The following is a 26,993-nucleotide window of genomic DNA, read 5'->3' as shown; positions in this document are numbered from 1 at the left end:
GGCGGATTCCCAGGCGCATTTCGGGGCAGCCACCCTCCGGGGACCTCGCAACTGGATAGGATTCAGCTATGGATGCCGAACAGCCAGAGAGCAGCGAACCCCAGGCCTTGTCTGGAGAGGTTCCGTCCGGAGAGGTCCCGTCCGGGCAGTCGCGTGCCCCGTTGGATCGTGAGGCTCTGAACCGTGAGTCGCTGCTGCAGCCGGACTTCCTGTCGGCCACGGGCATCTCGCGTCTGGACATTGTCCAGTCCACGGGCTCCACCAACCAGGACCTCGTGCGTGCTGTGACGGTGGAGCCCAAAAAGTGGGCTGACCTTTCCGTCTTGACCGCCGAACACCAGACAGCGGCGCGTGGACGGCTCGACCGCCACTGGGAATCACCCGAGCGATCGGCGGTTTCGGTCTCCGTGGTGCTGCGGCCTGTCACGGCTGAGGGCATGCCGGTCCCGACGCAGAGCTATTCCTGGCTTTCGCTGCTTGCTGCTGTTGCGCTGCGTGAGGCCCTGCAGGAAACAGCCGGCATCACCGCTGAGATCAAGTGGCCCAACGACGTCCTGGTCAACGGGCGCAAAGTGGCCGGCATTCTGGCGCAGATGACTCCGCTGGGTGATGGCTCCGTTCCGGCTGTGATTCTGGGCGTGGGACTCAATGTGTCCTTGGCCGAGGAAGAACTTCCGGTACCCACGGCAACCTCGCTTGCTTTGGAGGGGGCCACGACGACGGACCGCACCGCGCTGCTGAAAAGCTACCTGTCACGGTTCGCGCGGCTCTACCGCAGCTTCTGCAATTCCGAAGGGGACCCCGCCGCCGGTTTGGTGGGTGGCCCATCCCTGCACAAGCGTGTTGAGTCGGCCATGGTGACGTTGGGCCGCGAAGTGCGCGCGCATTTGCCTGGGGATCACGAGCTCGTGGGGCATGCCTCGCGCCTGGACGAGCACGGCTCGTTGCTGGTGGTGGACCATGGTGGCAGGGAACACGTTGTGACAGCCGGTGATGTGGTGCACTTGCGCGCCACAGAAAGCGGTTATGCGTAAAGAGTTACTCCCGGGGGAGCAGGTCATTACCATCACACGCCAACAGGCCCGCTCACTCTTCTTTCCGGTGCTGGCCTTCATTGCGGTTCCAGCAGCTGCAGGTTTTGCTTGTGCTTGGATCGTCAGGGAAAACCCGCAGCGCCTTGCGCCTTTCATCACGGCGGAATGGACACCGTGGCTTATGGGTACCGTGGTGGTACTCGCCGGGTGGTTCCTTGCCGCATACAGCCTCAGGCGGGTGTTGCGGTGGCGTTCGGTCAAATACATCCTGACGAGCAGGCGCGTACTTGCCCGGAATGGAATGTTTAGGCGAAATGACTGGCAGGTATCGCTGATGGCCATCCGCAATGTAGGTGTCCACCAGAGCATGCTCCAACGGACATTGCACTCGGGGAATATATCCTTGGATACCGGGCACTCCGGAATAGCCGTGATGAACGACGTTCCTGAAGTGGGAAAGTTCCGGGGTTTCATTCTTGACGCGATGGATGAACTCCCGCAAGGTGAGGTTTTTGAGGGTGAAGTACTGAGGGATTTTGAAGAATTGCCGTGGGAGTTCAGAGATGGTGGAAGAGATGAGCGTTGAGGATCAGCAGTCCGGCGAGGACCTGGACCAGGAGTTCGACGCCGTTCCGGAGCCTTCCGTGGACGAGGACACTGAGGCCGGGCCTGCTCCGGCGTCGGTACCAACCGGCCCACCCACTGGTGTGATGTCCGCGGAGCGCCTGGCTATTAAGGCGCTCGAGGCGAAGCTCCTTGGCGGAGAACGCAAGCTCCGGCGTCGTGAAGTTGCTGCCGGTGCGGGCGTGTCCATCCTGTCCGCACGGAAGATCTGGCGCGCGCTGGGGTTCCCCAACTTTGGTGACGAGGATGTTGCGTTCACGGAACGCGACCAAGCTGCCTTGTCCAGCATCCTGGATCTGGTCCGGGCCGGCCTCCTGACGGAAGAAGCCGCTATCTCCGTGACCCGCTCCATCGGTCAAATGACGGACCGCATGGTGGTGTGGCAGATCGAAGCGCTGGTTGAGGACATGGTGTCCGAGCAGGGAATCCCTGATGCCGTGGCGCGCAAACAACTGGTGGCGCAGCTGCCTGCGCTGGTGGACTCCCTCGAAGAGATCCTGGTGTACTCCTACCGCCGCCAACTCAACGCCGGCGTCCAGCGCCTTGCCGTTCGGGCCGAAGCCGGACTCCAGGCCAGCGAGGAAGGGCGGGAGGGCGACGAAGACGATTCGCCGTTGCCGTTGGCCCGGGCCGTAGGATTCGCTGACCTTGTCTCTTACACCAGCCTGTCCCGGCGTATGAACGAGAAAACGCTCGCTCAATTGGTGCAGCGTTTTGAAAACAAATGCGCTGAAATTATCTCCGTGGGTGGCGGGCGACTGGTCAAAACAGTGGGTGACGAAGTCCTGTACATCGCGGAGACTCCCGCGGCGGGAGCCGAAATTTCCCTGGCCCTTGCCCAGGCGTTCACGGAGGACGAGATCCTTCCACAGTGCCGCGTCTCCATGGTCTGGGGCCGGATTCTCTCCAGACTTGGCGATATCTATGGACCCACAGTCAACCTTGCTGCACGGCTCACCACGCTGGCGCAGCCCGGGACGGTCCTTGTGGACGCCATGACGGCCGCCGCCTTGGGCCAGGATGACCGCTTCGTCCTGATTCCACAGAAGTCGGAGAACGTCCGCGGTTTCGGTGAGATCCATCCTGTGATGCTGGCCCGCGGCCGGGGCAAGGGACTGGTGCTGGACTAAGCGCGCTGCTGACAGCCGTTCTGGGCCGCACGCTCTCTCACGTCCCTCGGGTTCCAGCCGCACGCTCTCTCACGTCCCGCGGGTTCCAGCCGATCGCTCTCTCACGTCCCTCGGGTTCCAGCCGATCGCTCTCTCACTTTCTTCAAGAAAGTGAGAGAGCGATCGGCGTTTAGGGCTGTTATGTGAGAGAGCGTGGAGGGTGTCTGCAGTTGAGGAGAACTGCGTCACGACTTAGCAAAACGTTGGATTAACCCGGTAGTCTTAGCGTTGTTTGTGTGTCGTGAATGGCCGTGGGGTGCGGCGTCGGCCGCCTTGTGCTGCCTAAATTGTGGGGGAATGTGGATGGCTCTGCCTGACGGGTCCGGAAACCGCCGTGCCAGGAATCGCCGGCGGAAGGTCATGGCGGCAACTGCATTTTCAGTTGCAGCCGCGGTCCTGGTGACCGGTGCCATCCTCTACCCGGGGTTCAAGACCACCGAAGTGGACCTCAATGACGGCGGCGTTTGGGTAGTCAGCAAGTCCAAGAATGCCGCCGGAAGGCTCAACTACCCCTCGAAGTCCCTGGACGGGGCAGTGACTCCGGCGAGTAAGGATTTCGACGTCCTCCAGCAGGCCGGCGACGTTTTCATTGATGACCCCGAGGGCGCCACGATCAACCCTGTCAGCGCCGCGAACATGCGTTTGGGCGGGGACCAAAAGCTGCCCGGATCGGCGGATGTGAGCTTCGGCCACAAAGTACTGGCCGTTACCGATCCTTCCAAAGGCAAGGTCTGGGCACTTTCTGCAGGATCCGTGGGTGGGTTCAGTGATGAGTCCGAACCACTGTTCGAGCAATCGCCTGGAATTGTTTCTGTTGTAGGCGTGGACGACACCATCCACACCGTGGATCCCGAGTCCGGTAGCCTCACCGCCACCAAGGTGGACGCCAACGGCAAATCAGTGGATTCGCAGGTCCGCACGGACGAGGCGCTCAAGGGCGCAGGGGACCTGCAGTTGACGGCTGTGGGCGACAAAGCAGTGGTCCTCAACGAGGCCACGGGAAACATTGTTCTCCCGGGCGGCGCAACCGTTCACCTGGACGACGCCCGCGACGCCAAGCTGCAACAAACAGGACCGACTGCCGACTTCGTAGCTATCGCCACTACCAAAGCGCTCCTCCTTCAACCATTGGACGGTGGAACCGCCAAGACTGTCCGAGCCGACGGGGAAGGCATTCCCGCAGCGCCCGTTCAGCTGGGAACATGCACCTACGCGGCGTGGTCCGGTGCCAACAAGTACGTCCGCGAATGCAGCAACGAGGCTGATAACCGCCGCGCCGATGTTCCCAAGGCGAGTGCGTCGCCGTCGTACGTCTTCCGGGTCAACCGCGATCTCGTGGTTCTGAACGACGTCAACTCCGGCAATGTCTGGATGGTCAACCAGAACATGCAGTTGGTCAACAACTGGGACGACGTCATTCCGCCCCAACAGACATCGGACGACGCCGACAAGGACTCTGCGGACGAAGTCCAGCAGACTGTCCTCCCGGACCGAAGCAAACCGAACACGCCGCCGGTGGCGAAGCCGGACTCCTTTGGAGTGCGCGCCGGCAAGACGACCCTCCTGCCGGTTCTGGACAACGACGCCGACACTGACGGTGATGTCCTGACGGTTGCGGCCGACCAAACCGTTAGATCGGGTGCGTTGGCTCCTGTTTATGGCGGGACGGGCTTCCAAATTTCCGTCCCTGCGGAGCAAACGGGGGCGGAGACGTTCAAGTACTCCGTGGATGATGGCCGCGGTGGAACCGCAGCGGCCAACGTCGACCTCCGGATTGTCCCGCCCGGAGAGAACAACGCACCCCAGCAGAAGCCCAACAGAAACAATGCCTTGGTGGTGCAGACGGGGGAGATCGCCAACCAGTACATCCTCAACGACTGGATAGATCCCGACGGAGACGACATCTTTGCTGTGGCTGCCGTCAGCAGCGATCCCGCCGATCAAGTCCGCATCAGGCCAGACGGGCTATTGACGTTCCAGGATTCCGGAGCCGGGCCGGGAAAGAAGACCATCGCCGTTTCGGTTTCCGACGGTACCCTCAGTGCTGAGGGGCGTATCAGTGTGGACGTTCGCGCACCCGGGGCCTTGCCGCCCATTGCGAACGCCGATCACGTGGTTGCAGTGGCAGGCCAGGACACGGTGATCGCACCGCTCAAGAACGACACTGATCCGCAAGGCGGCACGCTTCGGCTGGCACAGGCCCAGCCGGATGAGCAGTCCACGGCCGTGATAGGTCCGGACCAGCAAACGTTTACTTTCAACTCGACGTCCACGGGCCCCCACTACGTCACCTACATGGTCACCAACGGCCCGGCGAGTGCGCAGCAGCTGGTGCGCGTAGACGTCGTGTCCGGCAACAACGACGGCGCTCCCGTTGCCGTCCGCGACATTGCTCTGCTGCCCAGTGGCGGCAGCACCGTGGTGGACGTGCTCGGCAATGACTCGGACCCGGCCGGAGGCGTCCTGGTAGTCCAGTCCGTCACCGCGGAGGATGGCCTTCCGGTCACGGTGGCGGTTTTGGACCATTCGGTGGTCAAGGTCACGGACGTTCGCGCCACCGGCCAACTGTCGCTGAAATACACCATTTCCAACGGCAAAGCCTCGGCCACCGGAGACATCTCAGTACAGGTAGTACCTGCGCCCAGCAAGCTGCAGGCCCCGCAGGCCAAGCCGGACGAAGTGTCGGTGCGTGTCGGAGACGTGGTGACCATACCTGTCCTGGACAACGATTCGGACCCTAACGGCGGAGAGCTGACGCTCGACCCGGAGCTGGCGCAACAGCCCGATGCCGCTGACGGCAGGATGTTCGTTGCGGGCAATACTCTGCGCTTTATCGCAGGGGAGATTCCCAAAACCGTTTATGCCATCTACAAGGTCAGCAACGCGTCCGGCCAAACTGACTCCCAGCAAGTCACTATCCGTATCCGGGCCCGGGACGACGCCACCAATACCCGCCCTGAGCCGCGGAACCTCACGGCCCGGGTGGTAGCTGGCATGACCGTCAAAATCCCGGTGCCATTGGATGGCATTGACGCCGACGGCGACTCCGTTCAACTCATCGGCGTGGACAAAGCGCCGGCCCTCGGCACAGCCGTGGTGCGGGACGGCTACATGGAGTTCACCGCTGCCGCCACCTCCGCCGGCACTGACACGTTCAGCTATCGCGTGCGGGACCGGATCGGAGCCGAGAACACCGGCACTGTGATTGTGGGTATTGCGCCGGCAGAAGCGAACAACCAAAAGCCGATCGCCGTTGACGATGCCATTGAGGTCCGGCCAGGGCGCCGGATTGCAGTGGATGCCTTGAAGAACGACTCAGACCCTGATGGCGATCCTATTGCTTTGGTGAATTCCTTCGAAGCCAACCCGGAACTGCAGGTTGAAGCGTCCTCCGGAAAGATCCTCCTGACTGCGCCGGGCGTCACTGGAAATGAAAGCATCAGCTACCGGATTCAGGACGACAAAAAGGCTGAAGCCAGCGCCGTGGTCAGGGTGCAAACAAGCCCGACGGCGGCCCTTCACGTTCCGATTGCCGTGGACGACCGCATCACGCTGGCTGAGACGCTGGGCAAGACCGCCGTTGACGTCCCGGTGTTGAAGAACGACTCTGATCCGGACGGCGTCGCCGAAGACCTGACCATCACCTTGCCCGACGCGAATCCGAACGCCCGGGTGGGGACTGCGGGGAACGTTGTGGTGACACTCGCCCCCCAGGACCAGCTGATCCCGTACACGGTGACAGACATGGACGGGCAATCAGCCACGGCCGTGATGTGGATCCCAGGCCAAGGCCTGCAGTACCCCACCTTGGCTAAAACCGAGCCCGTGGAGGTCATGTCCGGCAAGGAAGTCACGGTCTCGCTCCAGGAGTATGTCCGCGTGCGGGAAGGCCGCCAACCACGGCTTACGGTTGCAGACAAGATCCGCGTTCAGGGAGCCGATCCCAACAACGTTATTGCCGGCGACGGAAATGCCCTGAGATATGCAGCGCAGACAGACTACGTTGGTCCGGGATCCATCACCTTCGAGGTGACTGACGGGTCAGGTCCGGACGACTCCCAAGGCTTGAAGTCCACGTTGACCATCATCACCAAGGTGATCCCGGACCCCAACGCCAACCACGTCCCGACCTTCAGCGGTGCTTCCATCGAGGCTCCCAAGGGTGAAACCACCGAGCTGGAGTTGGCCAACCTTGCCAAGGACGTGGACGAGAGGGACCAGGGAAACCTGAAATTCGAGCTGGACGGACAGCAGCCCGCGGGTTTCCAAACCAAAGTGGAGGGAACGGTCCTCAAAGTCACCCCGGACCTCTCCGTCACTCCCGGTGTTGTGGGCACCTTCCCCTTGAAGGTCACAGACGGCAGGTCTGATGCTGTCCGGGCAACGGTAACGGCTACGGTGGTCTCGTCCAACAGGCCCAAGCCCGTAGCCAACGACGACTCCGTTGAGAAAGCCAATGCCGGACGCTCGGAAACCATCAATGTGTTGGCCAACGACTTCAACCCCTTCAATGACTCGCCTCTGACGATCGAAGGCGCCGCAGTGGAGACTGGTTCCGCCGCCGGCCAGCCGACGGTCTCAGGGGAATCGATCACGGTCACTCCTGCTGATGGCTTCAAGGGCGTCATGGTGGTTCGGTACACAGTGCTGGACAAGACCAAGGACCCCTCACGGCAGGCAGTGGGACGCGTACGGATCACGGTCCGTGACAAACCAGACGCTCCATCGGCACCGGTAGCGACCGACGTCCGCAGCCGCACCGCCGTGCTCAAGTGGGCGCCGCCGTCGGACAATGGCGCAGCCATCACCAAGTACACGGTCAAGGCCGCCGGTTTTGAACAGGTGTGTCCCACTACAACCTGCACACTCTCCGGACTGACCAACAACGTGAAGTACGTCTTCACCGTGTCCGCCACCAACGAGGTAGGGGACTCACCGGCGTCCATTGCCTCCAACGAGATCCGGCCGGATGAGAAGCCGTCGCCGCCGGACGCCCCCACAGTCAAAGCCGGTGACAAGAACATGGCCATCACCTGGACCCCGGCCAAGACCGAGGGCTCTCCGGTGAAGCACTACAACTTGGAGATTTCTCCGCCGCCGGCCAACGGCATTGCCGTGAAGAACGAGGTCACCGGCCTGAGTTACACCTGGCCGGGACTGACGAATGGCGTGAAGTACAAGGTCCGTGCCCAGGCCGTCAATGAGCTCGGTCCATCGGACTGGAGCATGTACTCCCTGGAGGACAACCCTGCTGGTCTTCCGGCAGCCCCGGCGGCTCCCACCACCGCAGTGGTGCAGTCCGTGGGAACCAACAACCAGATTCGTGCGGATTGGGCTGAGCCGGATATCAACGGTGACCCCATCAAGACCTACTACGTCACTATGAGCGGCGGAAACGGCGTTCCGCAGACGCAGACCGTCCCGGGAAATGTCCGATCAGCAACCTTCACTGCCCAGAACAACGAAGCAGGCTACACCTTCACCGTTCAAGCAGAAAATAAGGCTGGGAAGGGCGGCGTCAGCGCACCTTCGGCGCCGCGTCGCGCCACCGGCAAGCTGGGGGCCGTAGAGAACGTCTCTGCCACCCCGGCCAACACCGGGGGAGCGGGCAAGGCCGTCACCATCAACTTCTCGGTCCTGGACCAGACACAACGCAACGGTTCTACTCAAAACGAGGTCAGCTACCGCTACCTGGCCAGTACCGGCCAGTCCGGACCCATCACGCCTGGCCAGACGGTCAGCGGTTTTGCCAACGGGCAGGCAACCTCCATCACAGTCACCGCAGTGTCCTCAGTGGCGCCGAGTTCCAATGCCAGTGCACCGGCAACCACCACCCCGTACGGTTCCCCCGGTACACCATCTGCTTCGGGCGCCAACGGTGGGCAAAACCAGACCACGCTGACGCTGAACTGGTCCTCGCCGTCCACCAACAGCAACGACGTCGCAGTGACCAAGATCAGGATCACCGGCGGTGGAACTGATACCGGGTGGATCAACGAATCCGCGTCCGGCAGCCGCGTGGTCAACACCGGTGGCTATAACCAGACGCGCACCATTGAGGTCCAGACGTTCAACTCCGTGGGCACAGGCGGTGGCGTGGCTTCTGCGAGTGCACAGAGCGGCCCGCAGAAGACGTCATGGGATGCCACGCTGCCTCCCGGCAGCTACCGTACTTGCACGGATACCGCGCCCTCCGGCCAAACATCGTGGGATCCAAATACTCCAGGGCACCGCTGTGACGGAAAGGTCAATGGTCCGCCATGGCAGTACGAGTTCAACGGCGGATTCACGGTCAACTGCTACATCAACCGCAGCACGCCCTACTTGAACTACGCGGCGTGGTACAAGCTGACTAGCGGCCCCAATGCTGGCCGCTTCATCGCCCAGGGCAACACCACCCTGGGTGACCCCGGACCGCACCAAATCCCGCAATGTTGAGGCATGTGAAGCCGGGGCGTCGGGCAGTAGTCCCCATCGCGCCCCGGGCCAGGGAGACAGTACGCTGTCAAAGCCAATGGATAGCCCGATCTCGGGTTTCCTTGGTTGACCGCAGGGCGCGTGGGATAGTCTTAGGGACTGAAAATTCCGCCGCCGTACGGGGGAACTGCGGAATGTACGGCTGCCGGCATCTGCCGGTTGGCCCGGAAGCCACTGGGGAGCGGCTGGACACAAAGGGAATTCTGGGGCTGTGAGAACTTTCTTCGGCAAGCTGGGGCTGAAAAGGCGTCAAAACAAAAAGCTAATAGCGGGTACTGCTGTTACCGCAGCGGGCGCTTTGCTGATCACCGGGGCAATTCTGTACCCGGGCTTCAAGACCACCGAGGTGGACTTGAACGACGGCGGCGTGTGGGTGGTGAGCAAAACCAAGAACGCCGTGGGCCGGTTGAACTACCCGTCCCGCGTTCTTGATGGTGCTGTGACACCCGCAACTACTACCTTTGACGTGCTGCAGCATGACGGCAACGTCTTTGTGGACGATGAGTCCGGCTCCACCATCAACCAGGTCTCTGCCGCGAACCTGAAGCTGGGCGGCGACAAGCAGCTGCCGTCGTCGTCGCAAGTCAGCTACGGCTCCACCGTGCTCTCGGTGACCGATCCCGCCCGCGGAAAAGTCTGGGCGTTGTCTCCGTCCACGGTTAACGGCTTCGATGAAGAAGGAACCGAGCCAGTCTTGACGGGCTCCCCGGGCGTGGTTTCGGCAGTGGGATCCGACAACAGGATCTACACGGCGGACCCTGGCAAGGGTGAAATCACCGTCACTACTGTGGATGCGAACGGTGAACGAACCGACTCGCAGGTTACCAAGGTGGACGAGCTCAAGGGTGCCGGCGATCTCCAACTGGCCGTGGTGGGTGACAAGCCGGTGGTTTTGGACGCCGCCTCCGGAAACCTCTTCCTGCCAGGAGGCCGGAAGCTCCAACTGGCCAATGCCCGGGAAGCAAAGCTGCAGCAGAACAGCGAAGAGAGCAATTACGTTGCCATTGCCACGCAGAAGGCCCTGCTGAAACAGCCCCTTGACGGGTCCACGGCGGCAACTGTCAGTGCTGACGGCGAAGGCGTCCCCGCTGCGCCCGTTCAGGTCAGTAAGTGTGTTCACTCGGCATGGTCGGGCGCCAACAAGTATGTCCGGGACTGCGACAACGATGCCGACGACAAGAAGAATGACGTCCCCAAAGCAAGCGCCTCGCCCAGCTACGTTTTCCGGGTGAACCGGGACCTTGTGGTCCTCAATGACGTCAACTCAGGCAGCGTGTGGCTGGTCAACCAGAATATGCAGCTGGTGAACAACTGGGACGACGTTGTCCCGCCCAAGAACCAGTCCGATGACCAGGACCAGGAGTCTGCGGACAACAACACCATCAACGTCCTCCCGGACCGCACCAAGCCCAACCGTCCGCCTGAGACAAAACCTGACGAGTTCGGTGTCCGCCCCGGGCGGACCTCAATTCTGAGCGTGCTGGATAACGACTCAGACCCCGACGGCGATGTCCTCACCGCCTCGGTAGGCGCCAATGGGCCAAAGATGGGTGCGTTGGAGAACATCTACGGAGGCTCTGCTTTCCAGATCAAGGTCCCGGCCGACGCCAAGCCGGGAACTGAAGTCTTTGACTACAACGCTGCCGATGGCCGTGACTTGTCCGCCGGCGGCAAGGTCACCCTGCGGGTAGTAGCTCCTGAAGAGAACAAACCGCCGATTTTCAAGCGAGGCGAACCCACCACCATGTTGGTGGAGCAGGGCAAGTCCGTCAGCCAGAACATTCTGACTGACTGGATGGACCCTGACGGCGATGACCTCGTCCTGCTGGATGCGAAGTCGGACAACGACCAGGACCAGGTGAAGGTTCGCCGCGATGGCCTCCTGACGTACCAGGATTCGGGTGCAGCGCCGGGCAAGAAGAACGTCACCATCACCGTGTGGGACGGCCGGGCCACCACCACCGGCCGCATCGTGGTCAACGTGCAGCCACCGGGTGCCCTGGCGCCTGTAGTCAATGCGGACCACGTCACGGCTGTGGTTGGCCAGGACCTGGTGATCGCGCCGTTGAAAAACGATGTGGACCCCAACGGTGGCGCACTTCGTGTGGCCCACGTTGAGGCCGCCGGCCCGGCTGAGCTGGGCCCGGTGACGGACGGCGGCACCTTTACCTTCCGGAGCACCACGCCTGGCCCGATCTACCTGACGTACATTGCCAGCAACGGCCCCCAGAGCAGCCAGGGACTGATCCGCGTGGACGTGGAGTCCGGTAAGGATCCCGGCGCGCCGGTTGCCGTTCATGACGTTGCCCTGCTCCCTGTGGGTGGAAGCGTCCTGGTTGATCCGCTGGCCAACGATTCCGATCCTTCCGGTGGCGTGCTGGTCCTCCAGTCCGTCACCGTGCCCGACGGCTCGTCGGCATCCGTCAGCGTGATCGACCACAGCGTCCTTCGCGTCACGGATGTCCTCGGTGCCAAAGAACCGTTCGTTTTCAGCTACACCATGTCCAACGGCCGTGCCTCGGCCACCGGGACAGTGGGTGTGGTCCCGGTGCCGGCTCCCGCCGTCGTCGAGGCTCCCCAGCCAAAACCTGACGAAGTCAACGTGCGCGTTAACGACGTCGTCACCATCCCGGTCTTGGACAATGACACCCACCCGCAGGGTGAGGAACTGTCCGTGGATCCGGTACTGGCGCAGAGCATTCCGGAGGAGGACGGTAAAGCGTTCATTTCCGAGAAGACCCTTCGCTTTATCGCCGGCCCCACTCCAAAAACCGTGCGCGCCATCTACAACGCCGTGGATCCGCAAGGGCAGAAGAGCGCCGCCGCGGTGACCATCCACATCCTTCCGCTGGAGGGCACGCAGAACTCGCGCCCGCAGCCGCAGAACCTCACGGCACGCGTGGTAGCGGGCGGCAGCGTCCGCATTCCGGTCCCGCTGGACGGCATCGACCCAGATGGCGACTCGGTGCAGCTCACCGGCATCGACAGCACTCCCACTATGGGAACCGCGACGGCGGGAAGCAGCTTCATCGATTTCGTCGCCGCCGGTGACGGTGCGGGTACGGATACGTTCAGGTACAAGGTGATCGACCGCCAAGGCGCGGTGAACACGGGAACCGTGACGGTTGGCGTTGCGCCACGTGGCGAAGACAACCAGAAACCCGCACCCGTGGATGACGAGGTCAAGGTTCGTCCCGGGCGCCAGATCGCCATCGACGCGACGGCCAATGACACCGACCCCGACGGCGACCTCATCCGTATCCTGACGGACAGCATTGAAGCCGACGCCGAACTTGACGCCAAGGTCAGCCAGACCAGTGGCCGGATCCTGGTAACAGCTCCGGCAGCGGAGGGCACCGTCAACGTCCGCTACTCAGTGGCCGATGACCGCGATGCGGTGGGCCAAGCCAGTATTCGTGTGGTGGTCCAGAATGACCTGCCGTTGCAGGCACCGATTGCCCGCGACGACCGCGTGACCTCGGCCCAGACGCTCGGCAAGACAGCTGTGGACGTTCCTGTCCTGAAGAACGATGAGGACCCGGACGGCGTGGGGGAGAACCTCAAGGTCGCAACAGGCTTGGACACAGCACGCCCCGGACCCGAAGGCAACGTCATTGTTGACCTGACCGAGCAGCCGCAACTGGTGCCCTACACGGTGGAGGACGTGGATGGCCAGAAGTCCACAGCCATCATCTGGGTTCCCGGGATTGGCCAGCAGGTGCCCACGCTCGCTAAGGACGAGGTGGTGGAACTTGTCTCAGGTCAGTCCGTCACGGTGAACCTCGCGGAGTGGGTGAAGGTCCGCGAAGGAAAGTCGCCGCGCCTGACCCAAACCGACCGCATCAAGCTCATCGGAGCCGACGGCAGCGATCCCATAGCCAACGGTGGTACCGCGCTGAAGTACACCGCCGGCGCCGAGTACGTAGGCCCAGGTTCCATCAGCTTCGAAGTTACCGATGGGACAGGCCCGGACGACCCCAATGGTTTGAAATCGACGCTCAGCATCCGAACCAAGGTGCTGCCCGACCCCAACAAGAACAATCCGCCGGTGCTGCTCGGCAGTGACGTGGAAGTTCCCAAGGGAGACTCTGCCAGCCTGGACCTGGAGAAGCTGACGTCGGATCCGGACTCGGATGACGTGCAGAACATGAACTACGAGCTGGTGGGCGACGCCCAGGGCGGCTTCAAGGTGAACGTGGATGGCAAGACGCTCAAGGTCTCCGCGGACGATTCCGTGCAGATCGGGCAGACAGGCACCGTCCAAGTGAAGGCAAAGGACCGCCGCGGGCTCGAAGCCGTGGCCACCTACAAGCTGTCCTTATCGGCGTCCAACAGGCCCAAACCCGTGGCCAACGACGACGCTGAGCCGGATGCCCAATCCGGAAAGCCAGTGACCGTCAACGTGTTGGCAAATGACTCCAATCCGTTCCCGGATACTGCGCTGAAGATCGTCTCGGCCGTCACCGAAACGGGCCAGGGAACGGCTGACGTCGGGGGAGACAGTGTCACTGTCACCCCTGCAGGCGACTTCACCGGCACCATGGTGGTGGCCTACACGGTGCAGGATAAGACCGGCGAGATTTCCCGTTACGCCACTGCCCGCATCCGGTTGACCGTCAAGGACAAGCCGGCCGCGCCCACCACGCCCTTGGCTCAAAGCGTGGGGGACCAGACCGCGCTCCTGACGTGGAACGCGCCGCCTGATCGTGGCTCACCCATCACCAAGTACACGGTGTACGGGGAAAACGGCTTCACGCAGAACTGCCCCGCGAACACGTGTACGTTGACCGGGCTGACCAACAACGTGAAGTACCACTTCGCCGTCACCGCCACGAATGCGATTGATGAATCCGAACGCTCTCCGGTATCCGCCGAGGTCCGTCCGGACGTTAAGCCGGACACCCCGGTGGCACCGACGCTGAAGTTCGGCGACAAGCAACTCTCCGTGGCGTGGGTTCCTCCTGCGAGCAAGGGTTCGCCCATCAAGTCCTACGATCTCGAGATCTCGCCTGCTCCTGCCGGCCAGAATCCGCAGATCCAGAACCTCACAGGCAACAGTCACGTGTGGACCGGTCTGACCAATGGGGTGGCCTACAAGGTACGCGTCCTGGCTAGAAATGACGCCAAGGAGCCCTCGGAATGGAGTACGTACTCCGCAGCCGAGGTTCCTGCCGGCGTGCCGGCAACTCCTGCGGCTCCGTCGGTGGTAGGTGCAGGATCTGTAGATTCACGAAGCCAACTGCAGGTCAGCTGGGCAGCGCCGAATAACAATGGTGATGCCGTGTCTACTTACACCCTGACGACTTACCGAGGTGGCGCCGTGGTAGCGTCGCAACCCGTGGCTGCGACGTCACAAAATGTGACGGTAGACAACTCCGAAGCTGACTACTCGTTCACGGTGTCGGCTACAAACAAAGCCGGCGTCAGTGGTGTCAGCCAACAGTCTGCGCCTATCCGTGCTGCTGGTAAGCCCGGAATGGTGGGTGCTCCATCGGCTGCCTTGGTTGAGACCAACGGTGATGGTGGCAAGATTCAAGTCACCTTCAATCCCTTGACAGCTGGGGAGCGAAACGGAGCAAACGTCAACGAGATCAGCTACCGGTACGCGCTGACTTCCGGTGGCGGCAGCGGCTCGATTCCTTCCGGCGGTGCTGTTGTGGCGGCCGCTAATGGCACCGACACAGCCGTTGTTGTGTGGGCAGTATCCTCACGAAACCCAACAGCCGGGGACCGAAGCCCGGCATCAAATACTGTCAATCCTTATGGGCTTGCAGCTGCGCCGGTGGTGACCGGTAGCAAGAGCAGCGGCGTCGGCGACAAGACGGTGTCCTGGACCTGGAACGCCCCCAGCGGTAACGGCCGCCCGGTGACGGGGTACCAGTACAGCCTTGATGGCGGAGGATGGACAAACACGGATCAGAGGTCGCTCTCAAGAAGCGTGGGTTACAGCCAGACCGTTACGCTTCAGGTCCGTGCGATCAGCGGCGGCCAAGCTGGCCGGGTGGGCAGTGATACATCCCGCAGTGGAGCCGAACCGCCTCCACCGCCACCGCCTAACCCGCCGGCGCCCTCGCAGATCCAGGCCCACAACAGCACCTGCCCGGGAAAGCCCGGCCAACCGGACTCGTACAACCCCAGCGGTCCGACCTGTGGTGTCGGCTGGGTAGAGCGGTCCTGGGGCTGGATTGAGGTCACGTGCAGGCAGGACATCTACAGAAACGGCACTCCCTGGTACAAGCTCAACGGCTCGCCGAAGAGCGGCTGGTTCGTGAAGTCAACCACCGTGGACGTCCGCAATGGTGTGCCGCCACCCTGCTGACTCCTGGCCGGCCGGCCAGCCGAACAGCCGAAGCAACAACTACAACCCAACACCTCCATACCCAAGGAACAGGATCTACCGATGACCATGACAAACGAGCAGGCCGCCTGGTTTGCAGAGACGTTCGAGAAGCTCGTTGCCAACGTGGGCAAGGCCGTGTTGGGCAAGGAACACGTCATCCGGCTGACCTTCACCGCCATGATGGCCGAAGGCCACGTGTTGTTTGAAGACGCACCGGGCACGGGTAAGACTTCACTGGCGCGTGCCTTGGCCGCGACGGTCCAGGGTTCGCACAACCGCATCCAGTTCACGCCTGACCTTCTGCCCTCTGACGTGACGGGTGTGACCATTTACGATCAGAAGACCCAGAAGTTCGAGTTCCATAAGGGTCCGGTGTTCAACAACATCGTCCTGGCTGACGAAATCAACCGTGCTTCCCCCAAGACGCAGTCCGCATTGCTGGAGGTCATGGAGGAATCCCGGGTCACCGTGGATGGCACCACCTACGAGGCTGGCCGCCCGTTCATGGTTCTGGCTACCCAGAACCCCATCGAGCAGGCGGGTACCTACCGTCTGCCCGAGGCCCAGCTCGACCGCTTCCTCATTAAGACCTCCATCGGCTACCCGGATCACGCTTCCACGGTTCGGCTGCTGGGCGGGGCCAACCTGAAGGATCGTTCGAAGGACCTCACGCCGTTGATCACCACCCAGGCTGTGGCTGATATGGCGGACCTGGCAGCCACAACCCACGTGGATACCGCTGTGCTGGAGTACATTTCGCGTCTCTGCGAAGAAACCCGTAATGCCGGCGAAACCCGTCTTGGTGTTTCGGTCCGTGGGGCATTGGCCATGGTTCGTGCCGCCAAGGTGTGGGCAGCCAGCCAGGGCCGCAACTTTGTGCTGCCGGATGACATCAAGGAACTCGCTCCCGTGGTGTGGACCCACCGTTTGGTGATGGACCCGGAAGCTGAATTCTCCGGGGCAACGCCCGAAGTGGTCCTTAACCGCGTCCTCGCCGACGTCGCCGCCCCGCAGCAACGCGCCAGCGCATAAACCCGGTACCGGGCATCAACCCGGTACCATGCGTTTCTCCACCGCACCCTAGCTCAAACAAAGGCACCCACATGTCCTCCAGCACACCCCTGAACAGGGCTGCTGATTCGTTCAAGCGCACCGCATCTGCACTTGGCGATAAGTTGCGCTCCCTGCGCGGCACTGGCAACGAACCGGGCAAGCGCCCCGGCAAGCCAGGTAAACGCGGCACCACCAGCAAGCTCCACCCCGCAGCCGTCTGGTCGGAAGCTGCCGGAACCGCGGGCGATTTCCTCTCGCCGGCGTGGGACAGGATCCGTGCTGTGTGGCTGAAGTTCGTCTGGCCTGTCCTGGCTGTGGTGAGCCTGCTGGGCTGGGTTGTGTTGGCTGCCTCAATCGCGCTCTGGTGGGCAGGGCAGGCGTGGGGGTGGCAGGAAGCCAAGTCCGCCGCGATGGTGGCATTCCTGTTGTTCCTCCTGGCCATCGGTTTCATTGTGGGCCGATCGGCGTATGGCGTGGTCCTGGACCTTGCCCGCACCCGCGTGGCAGTGGGGGATGACGCTGTGGGCAGTATTGCGGTATCCAACGTTTCCACCAGGCCGTTGTTGCCTGCGGCGCTGGAGCTCCCGGTGGGTTCAAATACTGCCGTTTTCCATTTGCCACGGATGAAGCCCGCCCAGGTTCATGAGGATCTTTTCACGATTCCCACGGCCCGCCGTGCAGTGATTGTGGTGGGTCCGGTCCGTTCTGTGCGCGCTGACCCCCTTCACTTGCTGCGCCGTCGCGTCATGTGGACTGAGCCGGTGGACCTGTTCGTGCACCCTCGCACGGTCTCCCTGGGCAGCTCGGCAGCAGGGTTTATCCGTGACCTTGAGGGCATGCCCACCACGGAACTGTCCAGTGCGGATGTTTCTTTCCATGCTTTGCGCGACTATGTCCCTGGTGACGATCGGCGCCACATCCACTGGAAGACCACAGCCCGGACCAATAAGCTCATGGTCCGCCAGTTCGAGGAAACCCGGCGCGCGCACCTTGCCATTTCTTTGTCCATCAACACCGATGAGTATGATTCCGAGGCGGAGTTCGAAATGGCCATCTCCGTGGCGGCATCCATCGGACGCCAAGCGATCAGTGAACAACGTGACCTGGACGTCCTAACCCAGAAGGGGCCGCTCCGCTGCGAGACGGGCCGTAACATGCTGGACGACATGACCCGGGTTGTCGGGGCACCCATGCGGAAGACCGCCGTCGACCTCGCGCGGAACCTGTCTGACGCCGTCCCGAATGCCTCAGTGGTGTTCTTTGTGGTAGGCAGCCACGTGACGGCAACCCAGCTGCGCACCTGCGCTGCCTCCGTTCCTCCCGGCGTGCGGAGCCTGGCGGTGCGGGTTCAACCCGGCGCGGCGCCGTCGAGGGCTAATATCGCGGACCTGACGGTCCTGACGGTGGGCGACCTGGACGACTTGGCAATTGTTCTTCGAAAGGCGGCAGCATGAGCACCGCGCCCAATCTCCGTCCCCGCGCGAAGGAAGCGAAGGGCTCCCGCGCCGCCCAGGGTTCGCGGTCCGCGGCGCGCGCCACGGGCGCATCCATCTTCAGCGACGGCAGGCCTCTGTGGCATTTTGCCATTGACTGCGGGGCGCTGCTGGTGCTGCTGCTCCTTGGCGTGCTCGGTTTCGCTTTGAGCTTTGGGGGAGACCCCCATTACCTCATCGCAGGCCTGGGCGGCGTGCTGCTGGGGTTGGGTATCGCCGTCCTCAACGCGCACCTTCGTTTGGGGCTGCTGATCACCACAGCGGTGGCGTTCGGTGCGTACATGGTTTTCGGGTCGGCCCTGGCAGTGCCGGACTCGGCAGTTTTCGGATTCCTTCCCAGCCTCGACTCGTTGCGCACGCTCCTGCTGGGCGTTGTCTTCGCTTGGAAGGACATGCTGACTGTTGGCGTGCCTGTGGGGACCGCGAACGGCATGCTCATTGTGCCGTTCCTGAGTTCCTTGGTCACTGCGCTGGCTGCCGGTCTGCTCACATGGCGTCTGAAGAGCCCCTACTGGCCGTTGCTTCCCGTGCTGGTTCTCTTTGTTACGGGCATTGCTTTCAGTACCAGTGCGGGTTTCCTCAACGTGGAGCGTGGCGTCTCCCTGACTATTGTGTCCATTGTGTGGGCGACGTTCCGCCGCGATGTACTCCGCCGGAACAGCACCAAAGCGGTTTCGGCCAACAGGCCAAATTCCGACGCCGCTACGGCCCGCCGCGGTCAGCTCCGCCGGCTGGGGACTGCTGCAGCAGTGATCGCCGTTGCGGTGGGTGTTACTGCAATCGCCTCGCCGTTGGTCACAGCCAGTGATGACCGCAAGGTCCTCCGCAACACGATCGTCCCGCCTTTCGATCCCCGGGATTACATCACCCCCTTGGCGAGCTTCCGCAGCTTCGTCAAGGATGAGAAGGACAAGACGCTGTTCACGGTCAAGGGGCTGCCCAAAGACGCCCGCGTCCGGCTGGCGGCGCTGGACGCCTTCAACGGCCTGAACTACACCATGGACCCCAACAGTTCCGGCAACTTCAGCAAGGTAGGCGACGCCCGTTCGCTGAATACGCTGGCCGACTCCGGGAGCCCGGTGCAGGGCACCAACTACACGCTGGACATCACTGTGGAGGACTACCAGGGCTACTTTGTTCCGGGTGGACGGCACACCACGGGGATGAGTTTTGCAGACACGTCCGGCGCAGCATCAGGGCTGTATTTCAACGCCGGCACCGATACCGCCGTGACCACCAAAGGCTTGGCAAGGGGCGATAACTACACTGTTCAGGTCTCGGACCCCGGGACGCTGGAGCACGGACAGCTCACGCAGTACGACTTTGCGAAGCTCACGCTGCCCGAGGCGGAGGAAGTTCCGCCGATTGTGGCGTCGCAGGCGAACCAGCTTTCGGAAGACGCACCGACGGCCATTGACCGTGTCCGGCAGATTGAGGCGCACTTCCAGAAGAGTGGTGCGTTCAGCAACGGGCTGGTAGCCGAGGGACAGCTCCCAAGCCTCCCCGGTCACAGCGCTGCACGCGTCCGCAACATGCTCTCGGCCAAGCAAATGCTGGGCGACGACGAACAGTACGCCGTATCCATGTCCCTCATGCTCCGTCACCTTGGCATACCGTCCCGTGTGGTGATGGGGTTCTACCCGGACCCCAAGAGCCCCGAGAACGGCGCTGGAGACATCAAGATCACGGGTAAGGATGTCCACGCCTGGGTGGAAGTGGCGTTCGACCGCGTGGGCTGGGTGACGTTCGATCCCACGCCGCCCAAGGACAACGTGCCCATCCCGCCGGACCCTGAGAACAAGTCCAAACCCAAGCCGCAGGTGCTGCAGCCGCCGCCCCCGCCGCAGGAGCCCGCGGACCTGCCGCCGGATTCCACACCGGATGCCCTGGACGCTGACGAGAAGAAGAACAACCCCTGGCTTTTCTGGGGTCCGCTGCTGGCGGCCATCGGCATGGCACTGATTCCGCTGGGGATCCTCGCCTTGCCGTTGTTGCTCATCCTTCTGTTGAAATCACGACGCCGGAAGGCGCGTTTCCGTGATGGCCACCCCGCGCAGCGGGTTGGCGCCGGCTGGAATGAAGTGCTGAGCCTGGTCACCGATATGGGTGCTTCGATCGACACCAAGTCCACCAGGCGCGAATCGGCCACAGTCATCGCTGACGCGTTCCCCACCACCGGAACTACCACCACCCTGCTTGCCCACCGTGCGGACGCCGCTGTGTTCGGTGCGGGCCAGCCCAGTGAGAAGGAGGTCGAGGAGTACTGGGAGATCGTTGATACGTCGCTGACCGACATCACCGGAAGCGTTGGTTTCTGGAAACGGCAGCAGGCACGATTCTCGCCGCGCTCGTTGCTGTCCGATGGCCGCGCTGCCCTTCGTCGCCGTCAACAGGGCACCTCCGATCCTGCGAAGCGCGGCTTCACCTTGCCGTTCAAGAAGGACACCACCGATGAGCAATGAGACAGAACTTTGCCCGGCCTGCCGGCACGGGGTACGCCCGGGTGCGACGTTCTGCACGCAGTGCGGTTCACCCCTGAGTAACCGTGGTGCCCGCAAGGAAGGCAATATCAACCATGCCCAAAAGGCGGCGTTGGAGTTCGCCAACCGGCACGGGTTCTCCGATCCCGGTAGTATCTCGGTAGTGTCGGCGCCGGAGTCGCCGATGCCGCACGGAACAAAAACCATGCCGGATGGTATGCCGGGGCCAGGGGGAGGGACCACAATGACCACCAAGCTCGAGTTGGCGCCCGCCACTACAGGGAAACGCCTGGGCGCAGCCGTGTTGGACTGGCTGGGTCCCTTTGCCGTGCTTGCCACCACGTTCGCTATTGGTATTGCCGGCATCACGCAGACCCGCAGGAACGGCTTCATTGTCTATGACACGGGCCTGCTGGTTCTGCTGGGCAGCATCGGCTTGGGCGTGACCGTGGTGTATACCTTTGTCATTCTTGGTCTTGAGGCGAAGTCCGGAAACACCATCGGTAACCAGCTCATGGGCATCCGCAGCGCGGACTCTGATGGCTACGCGCCGGGCGCCGGGGTTGTTTTTGTCCGGGGGATTCTCACTGGCGGCCTTCTGCTGCTGGGTTCCATTGTTGCCGTCATCTTGTCCGCGCTCGGACTGATCGGGCTGGTCCTGTGGATCGCCCTGCCGTTGATGTTCCTGGGTGTTGTGTGGGCTGTCCTTGTGGTCATCTCCAACGCCTGGGACAAAAACGGCAAACTGCGCGGCTGGCAGGACAAAGCGGCAAAGTCCTTGGTGTTTGACGTCAAGCAGGGTCGTAACCCGGTGACCACCGGAGGCATCCAGGGCCCGTATAGTTTCGCCCCCATGGATCTCCCACCGGTTCAACCCGTAGCTTCGCCGGTACCGTCGGGCCCCGTGCCGGGTTCCCGTCAAGGTGCCACCGCACAGGCTGTCCCCGGCCAGGCTGCTCCCGCCCGGATCTCGCCTGCGCTGGCAGCGCCCACCCAGACTTCGCCAGCGCAAGCAACTCCCGCCCCTGCGACACCGGTGGCCCCTGCCGTGCAACCTTCGCATGATCCGAACCAATGGCGTCCGCCGTCGGCGCCTTTCGCGCCGGCATCGCGCACCACCATGGCGCCGCAATCCCCGGCTTCTTCCGTGCCGGCCGCGGCGCCAGCGGCGGTTCCTTCCGCGCAGGCCCCGGCAGCACCGCCGGCCGTAACAATCCCGCCTCACGACACTCCCGCGGCCACCGCCCACCCGGACGACGACCTGGAGCGCACCCAGATGCGCCCGGGTGCTGCCCGTGCCCAAGCCGTCCTGCGGATCCGGGTCGACGACGGCCAGGACATCCAGCTGGGCGGGTCAGTTCTCCTCGGCCGCAATCCGGCACCGCAGCCCGGGGAGTCCGTGGAGCAACTGCTGCCTGTGACAGATCCGGGCCGGTCCATTTCCAAAACGCATCTGCATCTGCGCGTTGATGGCGACGGAGTCTGGGTCACGGACCGCAATTCCACCAACGGCAGCGCCGTCACCACGCCGGACGGTTTGCAGACCAGGCTCAACCCGGGCGAAGCAAGCTTTGTCCGTCCCGGTTCCACCGTTCACTTTGGGGACCGTTCCTTCCACCTAGGACAAGCATGAATTCACAGCCGGCCACTCCCGCCAACGCCGAAGCGGGTCCCGCTGCAAGCGGAACGGCTTTTCGACTCAGCTATGGGTACGGTACGGACCGCGGTCTTCGGCGCGAACTGAACGAGGACTCGTTCATCGCCTCTGACCCGGTCTTTGCTGTTGCCGACGGCATGGGCGGGCACGAAGCGGGGGAGATTGCCAGCGGCATGTGCGTGCGGGCCTTGGGCAGCGCTCCCGAATTGGCCACCGGCGTGCGCACTGCAACAGCAGCTGACCTTCAGTCCTGCCTGTTGAAGGCCGATGCCGCGATCCGCGACGCGACGGGCGCCCGTGCCGGGACCACGCTGTCCGGGGTAGTGGTGGTGGAACAGATGGGCCTGCCTTACTGGCTGGTGATGAACATCGGCGATTCCAGGACGTACCGCCTCAGCCAAGGCGAGTTCGCACAGGTCAGCGTTGACCATTCCGAAGTCCAGGAACTGGTGGATTCCGGAGACATCACTGCCGAGCAGGCAACAGTCCACCCCCGCCGTCACGTGGTGACCCGTGCCTTGGGCACCGGCGATGAGACTGAGGCTGACTTTTGGTTGCTTCCCATTCAGGAAGGCGACCGGATCATGATCTGCTCGGATGGTCTCAACGGTGAACTGGGGGATGACCACATGTTCCGCATCCTCAGCACCGTCGCCCATCCGCAGGACGCCGTGGACGCACTGATCCAAGCTGCTTTGCGGAGCGGTGGCAGGGACAACGTCACCGTCATTGTGGTGGACGCCAAAAACGTCTTGAACGATGCCGGCATCGCTATCACAGCGCCCCGCCCCGAGGTTCCGTCCGAGGTTGAAGAAGACACCCTTCCCCGGGCCTGGGTCAATGGCACGGATGAGGCCGTCGGGGCTAATCAGGAGGAAGGCGTTGATGGCAAGCAGTAACCCCCTTTTACTAACCCGCTACCAGCAGGGTGAGTGGTTTGGCGTTGTGCGGAACGGAACCGTGGTGCTTCTTGGCCCCGACACACCGCACGCACTGATCGACACCGTATGGGAGTTGCTGGCATCGGCACCGGAGGCCCACGAAGTCCTCCATGAGGTGACGGAGGCCTTTGGTGTTTCCCTCAGCCGTATTCCACCGTTCGGGATCATTGATTCCAAAGACGCGCTCCGTGTGTTCCTCCGGGGAGACCTTGAACTGGTGGTGCAGTTGGGCGGAGGCGTGCAGTTGGGTGGTGGCGAGGAACGCCTGACGGGCCGTGACGTCACCACGTGGACCGAACGCCGGCTCGTGGATGCCACGGCCTACAGCGTCCGGATCGGGAATGGCACTGCTGTGTCTGCAGGAATTCCGACGGCGGGAGGGAGCCTCCCGCTGAACGCCTCGCCGCTGAAAGCCGCGCCAGTGAACAGTCTCCCTGTGGGAGAAGGCGTGGTCCTCCTTGCAGCGCTCGACGCCGCGGCAGGATCGGCCGGGCCCGCGGCTAGTGAGCCCGAGGTCAAGCCGGCAATGGTGTCCGATGAGACCATGATCGGTTACACGGAGGCGGACCTTGGCCTGACCATCGCACCCGGCCACATGATCAGTTCCGTGGGTTCTTCCACATCTGAGGAGGATGCTGCTGCCGAGGAGTCGTCGGCCTCCGAGGTGCCTGTGAAAACTGCGGTGCCTGCAGAACCGCGCGCATCCCAAGAAGCCGCAGTGGCTGAGGAACCAAGCGTGCCGGAAGAACCCGTACTGCCTGGCGAACCCGTGCGGCCTGAAGAAGCTGCACTTACTGAAGAAGCCGCACCCCCTGCAGACCAGGTTGCGGACCAGGCTGAGGAGCAGGAGTCAGCTTCTGCGGCGGACTTGGATACATCCGGTGTGCCTGGCCATACGAGCACCACCGATCTCTTGGTTCCGTCACTGGAGAACACCACGAACTATGACCATTTATGGGACAAAACGGTGATGCGGAACATCGAGGATGCCGCTGTTCGAACGGACAATGAGTCCGAAGACCACGGTTCACCGGCTGCCACGGCACCGGAAGCCTCAACGCCGCTGGACCTGAAATCCTCAACCGAAGCGACAGGCGAGGACCACCCGCCAGGAGGGGGCGGCGTCGGATCCGTTCCCCTCGCGCCTGCTTCCGCCCCGCAGGTTGACGACGAGAGTGTGTCCTCAGCAGGGACCACTACCGGACTGATTGACTCGGTCCCATGGCTGCGCAGCGGCCCTTCCACCTCCGGATCCAGTGAGCAGCAGGCTGCTCAGCCGGGTTCCGTTGCCGAGCCCGCGCCCCAGGTACCAGCGCCCCAAATACCGGCGGCGTGGCTCTCGGCCCCCGACGATAGCCCAGCGGACGAGGACTCGGATCATGACGGCCAAACCATCATGAAGAGCAGCCTTCCCTCTGCGAGCGAACAGGGACCCATGGCTGCTCCGGGTGGCGCTGATGCGCCTGCCGTCGTAGGGCCGAGCGTCCTGGCGCGCATGTGCTCCCAAGGTCACGCCAACCCGCCCACCTATCCGCAGTGCTCGGTATGCGGGGTTCCCGTGACAGGAGACGCCGTCCATGTACCGCGTCCACGACTGGGCCGGATGCGGGTTTCCACTGGTGAGCTGGTGGATTTGGACCAGTCGCTCATCATCGGCCGGCAACCGTCGGTCTCCCGCGTTCAAGGCGGCACCATGCCGCGCCTGGTCCAAGTGGACAGCCCCGGAGGAGATATTTCCCGCTCCCACGTGGAGGTCCGGCTGGAGGGTTGGCACGTCATGCTGTGCGACCTGAAAGCGACCAACGGAACCGTGCTTATCCGGGAGGGCCAGGCACCGCGCCGGCTTGCCCAAAACGAAATGGCAATCCTGCTGGACGGCGATATCGCCGAGTTGGGTGACAACATTTCACTGCGTTTCGAGGAGATTCTTTGAGTTCCAAGAGGCCCCCTGCGCCGCCTCCACCCATTCCGGGTTTCAAGTACATCAGCCTGCTGGGCTCTGGTGGCTTCTCGGATGTTTATCTTTATGAGCAGGACCGCCCGCGCCGAAAAGTAGCGGTCAAGGTGCTGTTGTCCGATCTGAAGACCGAAGGGGCACGCCGCCGTTTCGAGTCCGAAGCGAACCTCATGGCGCAGTTGTCGTCGCACCCTTACATCGTGACGATCTTCGAAGCCGAGATCACTGAAAACGGGCACTCGTACTTGGCCATGGAGTATTGCTCCAGGCCGAGCCTTGACGTCCGCTATCGTCGTCAGCGATTCAGCGTGGACGAAGTCCTGGCCGTCGGCATCCAGGTGGCCTCCGCCGTCGAGACAGCCCACCGGGCAGGCATTGTTCATCGGGACATTAAGCCGGCCAACATCCTGGTGACCGATTACAACCGGCCTGCCCTGACCGACTTCGGCATCTCTGGCACCATCGGCGCCGACACTGAAGACGACGCCGGAATGTCCATACCGTGGTCCCCGCCGGAGCAGTTCCGCGGTGGTGCCGTGGATGGCGTTCCCGTGGATGTTTGGGCGCTGGGCGCTACGTTGTACACGCTCCTGGCGGGTCGCTCGCCATTTGTCCTTCCGGGACAGGACAACTCCCAGCGGGAATTGATCTCCCGCATCACCAATTCTCCGCTGCCCAGGCTGGGACGTGCCGACGTTCCCGAGTCCCTGGAGCTGGTGCTGGCCACATCCATGGCCAAGTCACCGGAATCGCGCTATTCGTCAGCGCACGCTTTCGCGCTGGCACTTCAGCGGATCCAAGCGGAACTGAACCTGTCCGTGACGCCCTTTGAGGTTCTTGAAGAACCCGGGCACGGTGACGATCAGCATCCGGATGACAACTTTGAGGAAACCCGGGTCCGGAGCATCGCTTCGATCGATCCCGACGCTTCGGGAACGGCCACCACAGGGTCGGCACCCACTTTCCCTGCGCGAACTTTCCCGTCCACGGTTCCGGGCGGGACCCAGCACCCGACCCAGCGGCCGGCGCCGCCGTTTGCCCGGCCCGCCAGCGAACCCCAGCCCGTCACCCCCTCGCACTCCAGCGACCCCTCACAACATGTCCAGTCACAGGCCGGTCCGGCCGCCCCGCCCCGGTTCCATGCTCCGGCGGCGCCTGGATACACGCCGCCCGGAGCCTACGCAGCTCCGGCCGAGCCTGACACTGCTGAGTCCACGGTCCTGCGCGGCTGGAAGCCCTCGCAACCGCAGGACGATCTTGGGGCAACAGTCAGCCGATCGAGCGCAGGTGCCCCGCCGGTGGCCCAGGAGGACGCTCCACCGGCAGACCACAGCAAGCGCAACCTCTGGCTTGCAGCAGCAGGTGCTGCCGTACTGGTAGTCGCCATTGTGGTTGGCGTGGTCCTGGGTGCGCAGGCGCAGCCAAAGGTCGCACCCACGGAAACATCCAGCAAGCCGCCTGCCGATGCTTTGAGCGACGGCAGTGTTCCGGAAGTAGCGGGGTTGACGGCAGCACGGGACACCGCGGACCGGAACATCATCGTCTTCTCCTGGACCAACCCGCAGCCGATGCCCGGCGATACGTTCAAATGGCGCGTCAAATCTGCCAAGTCTGAAGGCGTCTACGAGAACACCGCAACCGGAAAAGCGTTCCTCTCCGGGTTTGACGAGCCACCCATCTGCGTGCAGGCCATCATTGTTCGCTCCGACGGTTCCGCGTCACCCGGCGGGCCGGACTCCATCGCCTGCCTGGACGAGTAGCCGGCACA

General features: G+C 63.0%; 12 protein-coding genes. All 12 read left to right on the top strand.

Annotated features, from left to right (window positions below):
- The first annotated feature begins 68 nt into the window (after positions 1-68).
- Positions 69-1,034 carry a biotin--[acetyl-CoA-carboxylase] ligase gene (locus MOD31_RS14770; protein ID WP_250820986.1) on the top strand — a complete coding sequence of 322 codons (966 nt, stop codon included), beginning with the start codon at positions 69-71 and terminating at the stop codon, positions 1,032-1,034.
- Positions 1,027-1,620 (top strand): PH domain-containing protein, encoded by a 594-nt coding sequence (locus tag MOD31_RS14765; protein ID WP_166841385.1) that lies wholly within the window; start codon positions 1,027-1,029, stop codon positions 1,618-1,620. Before MOD31_RS14770 ends, MOD31_RS14765 begins: the two co-directional genes overlap by 8 nt.
- Positions 1,610-2,788 (top strand): adenylate/guanylate cyclase domain-containing protein, encoded by a 1,179-nt coding sequence (locus tag MOD31_RS14760; protein WP_250820985.1) that lies wholly within the window; start codon positions 1,610-1,612, stop codon positions 2,786-2,788. The genes MOD31_RS14765 and MOD31_RS14760 overlap by 11 nt, the downstream gene beginning before the upstream one ends.
- A 342-nt stretch (positions 2,789-3,130) precedes the next feature.
- Positions 3,131-9,265, top strand: a complete 6,135-nt coding sequence (locus tag MOD31_RS14755; protein ID WP_250820984.1) for an Ig-like domain-containing protein — start codon at positions 3,131-3,133, stop codon at positions 9,263-9,265.
- Positions 9,266-9,515: 250 nt separating this feature from the next.
- Positions 9,516-15,623, top strand: a complete 6,108-nt coding sequence (locus tag MOD31_RS14750) for an Ig-like domain-containing protein (protein ID WP_250820983.1) — start codon at positions 9,516-9,518, stop codon at positions 15,621-15,623.
- A gap of 81 nt (positions 15,624-15,704) precedes the next feature.
- Positions 15,705-16,676 carry a MoxR family ATPase gene (locus tag MOD31_RS14745; protein ID WP_142939779.1) on the top strand — a complete coding sequence of 324 codons (972 nt, stop codon included), beginning with the start codon at positions 15,705-15,707 and terminating at the stop codon, positions 16,674-16,676.
- A gap of 71 nt (positions 16,677-16,747) precedes the next feature.
- Positions 16,748-18,151 (top strand): DUF58 domain-containing protein, encoded by a 1,404-nt coding sequence (locus MOD31_RS14740; RefSeq protein WP_250820982.1) that lies wholly within the window; start codon positions 16,748-16,750, stop codon positions 18,149-18,151.
- Complete coding sequence (locus MOD31_RS14735; protein WP_250820981.1) at positions 18,148-20,652, top strand: transglutaminase domain-containing protein; 2,505 nt, start codon at positions 18,148-18,150, stop codon at positions 20,650-20,652. Before MOD31_RS14740 ends, MOD31_RS14735 begins: the two co-directional genes overlap by 4 nt.
- Positions 20,642-22,303 (top strand): RDD family protein, encoded by a 1,662-nt coding sequence (locus tag MOD31_RS14730; protein ID WP_250820980.1) that lies wholly within the window; start codon positions 20,642-20,644, stop codon positions 22,301-22,303. The genes MOD31_RS14735 and MOD31_RS14730 overlap by 11 nt, the downstream gene beginning before the upstream one ends.
- Positions 22,300-23,226, top strand: a complete 927-nt coding sequence (locus tag MOD31_RS14725) for a PP2C family serine/threonine-protein phosphatase (RefSeq protein WP_250820979.1) — start codon at positions 22,300-22,302, stop codon at positions 23,224-23,226. Before MOD31_RS14730 ends, MOD31_RS14725 begins: the two co-directional genes overlap by 4 nt.
- Positions 23,213-25,201 carry a hypothetical protein gene (locus tag MOD31_RS14720; protein WP_250820978.1) on the top strand — a complete coding sequence of 663 codons (1,989 nt, stop codon included), beginning with the start codon at positions 23,213-23,215 and terminating at the stop codon, positions 25,199-25,201. The genes MOD31_RS14725 and MOD31_RS14720 overlap by 14 nt, the downstream gene beginning before the upstream one ends.
- Entirely contained in the window at positions 25,198-26,985 is a 1,788-nt protein-coding gene (locus tag MOD31_RS14715) for a serine/threonine-protein kinase (RefSeq protein ID WP_250820977.1), read from the top strand. The genes MOD31_RS14720 and MOD31_RS14715 overlap by 4 nt, the downstream gene beginning before the upstream one ends.
- The last annotated feature ends 8 nt before the right edge of the window (positions 26,986-26,993 follow it).

The organism is Paenarthrobacter sp. TYUT067 (genome assembly GCF_023656375.1).
Classification (GTDB): Bacteria; Actinomycetota; Actinomycetes; order Actinomycetales; family Micrococcaceae; genus Arthrobacter.
Note: the sequence above shows the minus strand (reverse complement) of the source record. Positions and strands in the feature narration are given on the sequence as shown.

Excerpts from the sequence above, each read along its gene's own strand:
- MOD31_RS14770 (WP_250820986.1), top strand. The coding sequence starts at position 69 with ATGGATGCCGAACAGCCAGAGAGCAGCGAACCCCAGGCCTTGTCTGGA.
- MOD31_RS14765 (WP_166841385.1), top strand. The coding sequence starts at position 1,027 with ATGCGTAAAGAGTTACTCCCGGGGGAGCAGGTCATTACCATCACACGC.
- MOD31_RS14760 (WP_250820985.1), top strand. The coding sequence starts at position 1,610 with ATGAGCGTTGAGGATCAGCAGTCCGGCGAGGACCTGGACCAGGAGTTC.
- MOD31_RS14755 (WP_250820984.1), top strand. The coding sequence starts at position 3,131 with ATGGCTCTGCCTGACGGGTCCGGAAACCGCCGTGCCAGGAATCGCCGG.
- MOD31_RS14745 (WP_142939779.1), top strand. The coding sequence starts at position 15,705 with ATGACCATGACAAACGAGCAGGCCGCCTGGTTTGCAGAGACGTTCGAG.
- MOD31_RS14740 (WP_250820982.1), top strand. The coding sequence starts at position 16,748 with ATGTCCTCCAGCACACCCCTGAACAGGGCTGCTGATTCGTTCAAGCGC.
- MOD31_RS14735 (WP_250820981.1), top strand. The coding sequence starts at position 18,148 with ATGAGCACCGCGCCCAATCTCCGTCCCCGCGCGAAGGAAGCGAAGGGC.
- MOD31_RS14730 (WP_250820980.1), top strand. The coding sequence starts at position 20,642 with ATGAGCAATGAGACAGAACTTTGCCCGGCCTGCCGGCACGGGGTACGC.
- MOD31_RS14725 (WP_250820979.1), top strand. The coding sequence starts at position 22,300 with ATGAATTCACAGCCGGCCACTCCCGCCAACGCCGAAGCGGGTCCCGCT.
- MOD31_RS14720 (WP_250820978.1), top strand. The coding sequence starts at position 23,213 with ATGGCAAGCAGTAACCCCCTTTTACTAACCCGCTACCAGCAGGGTGAG.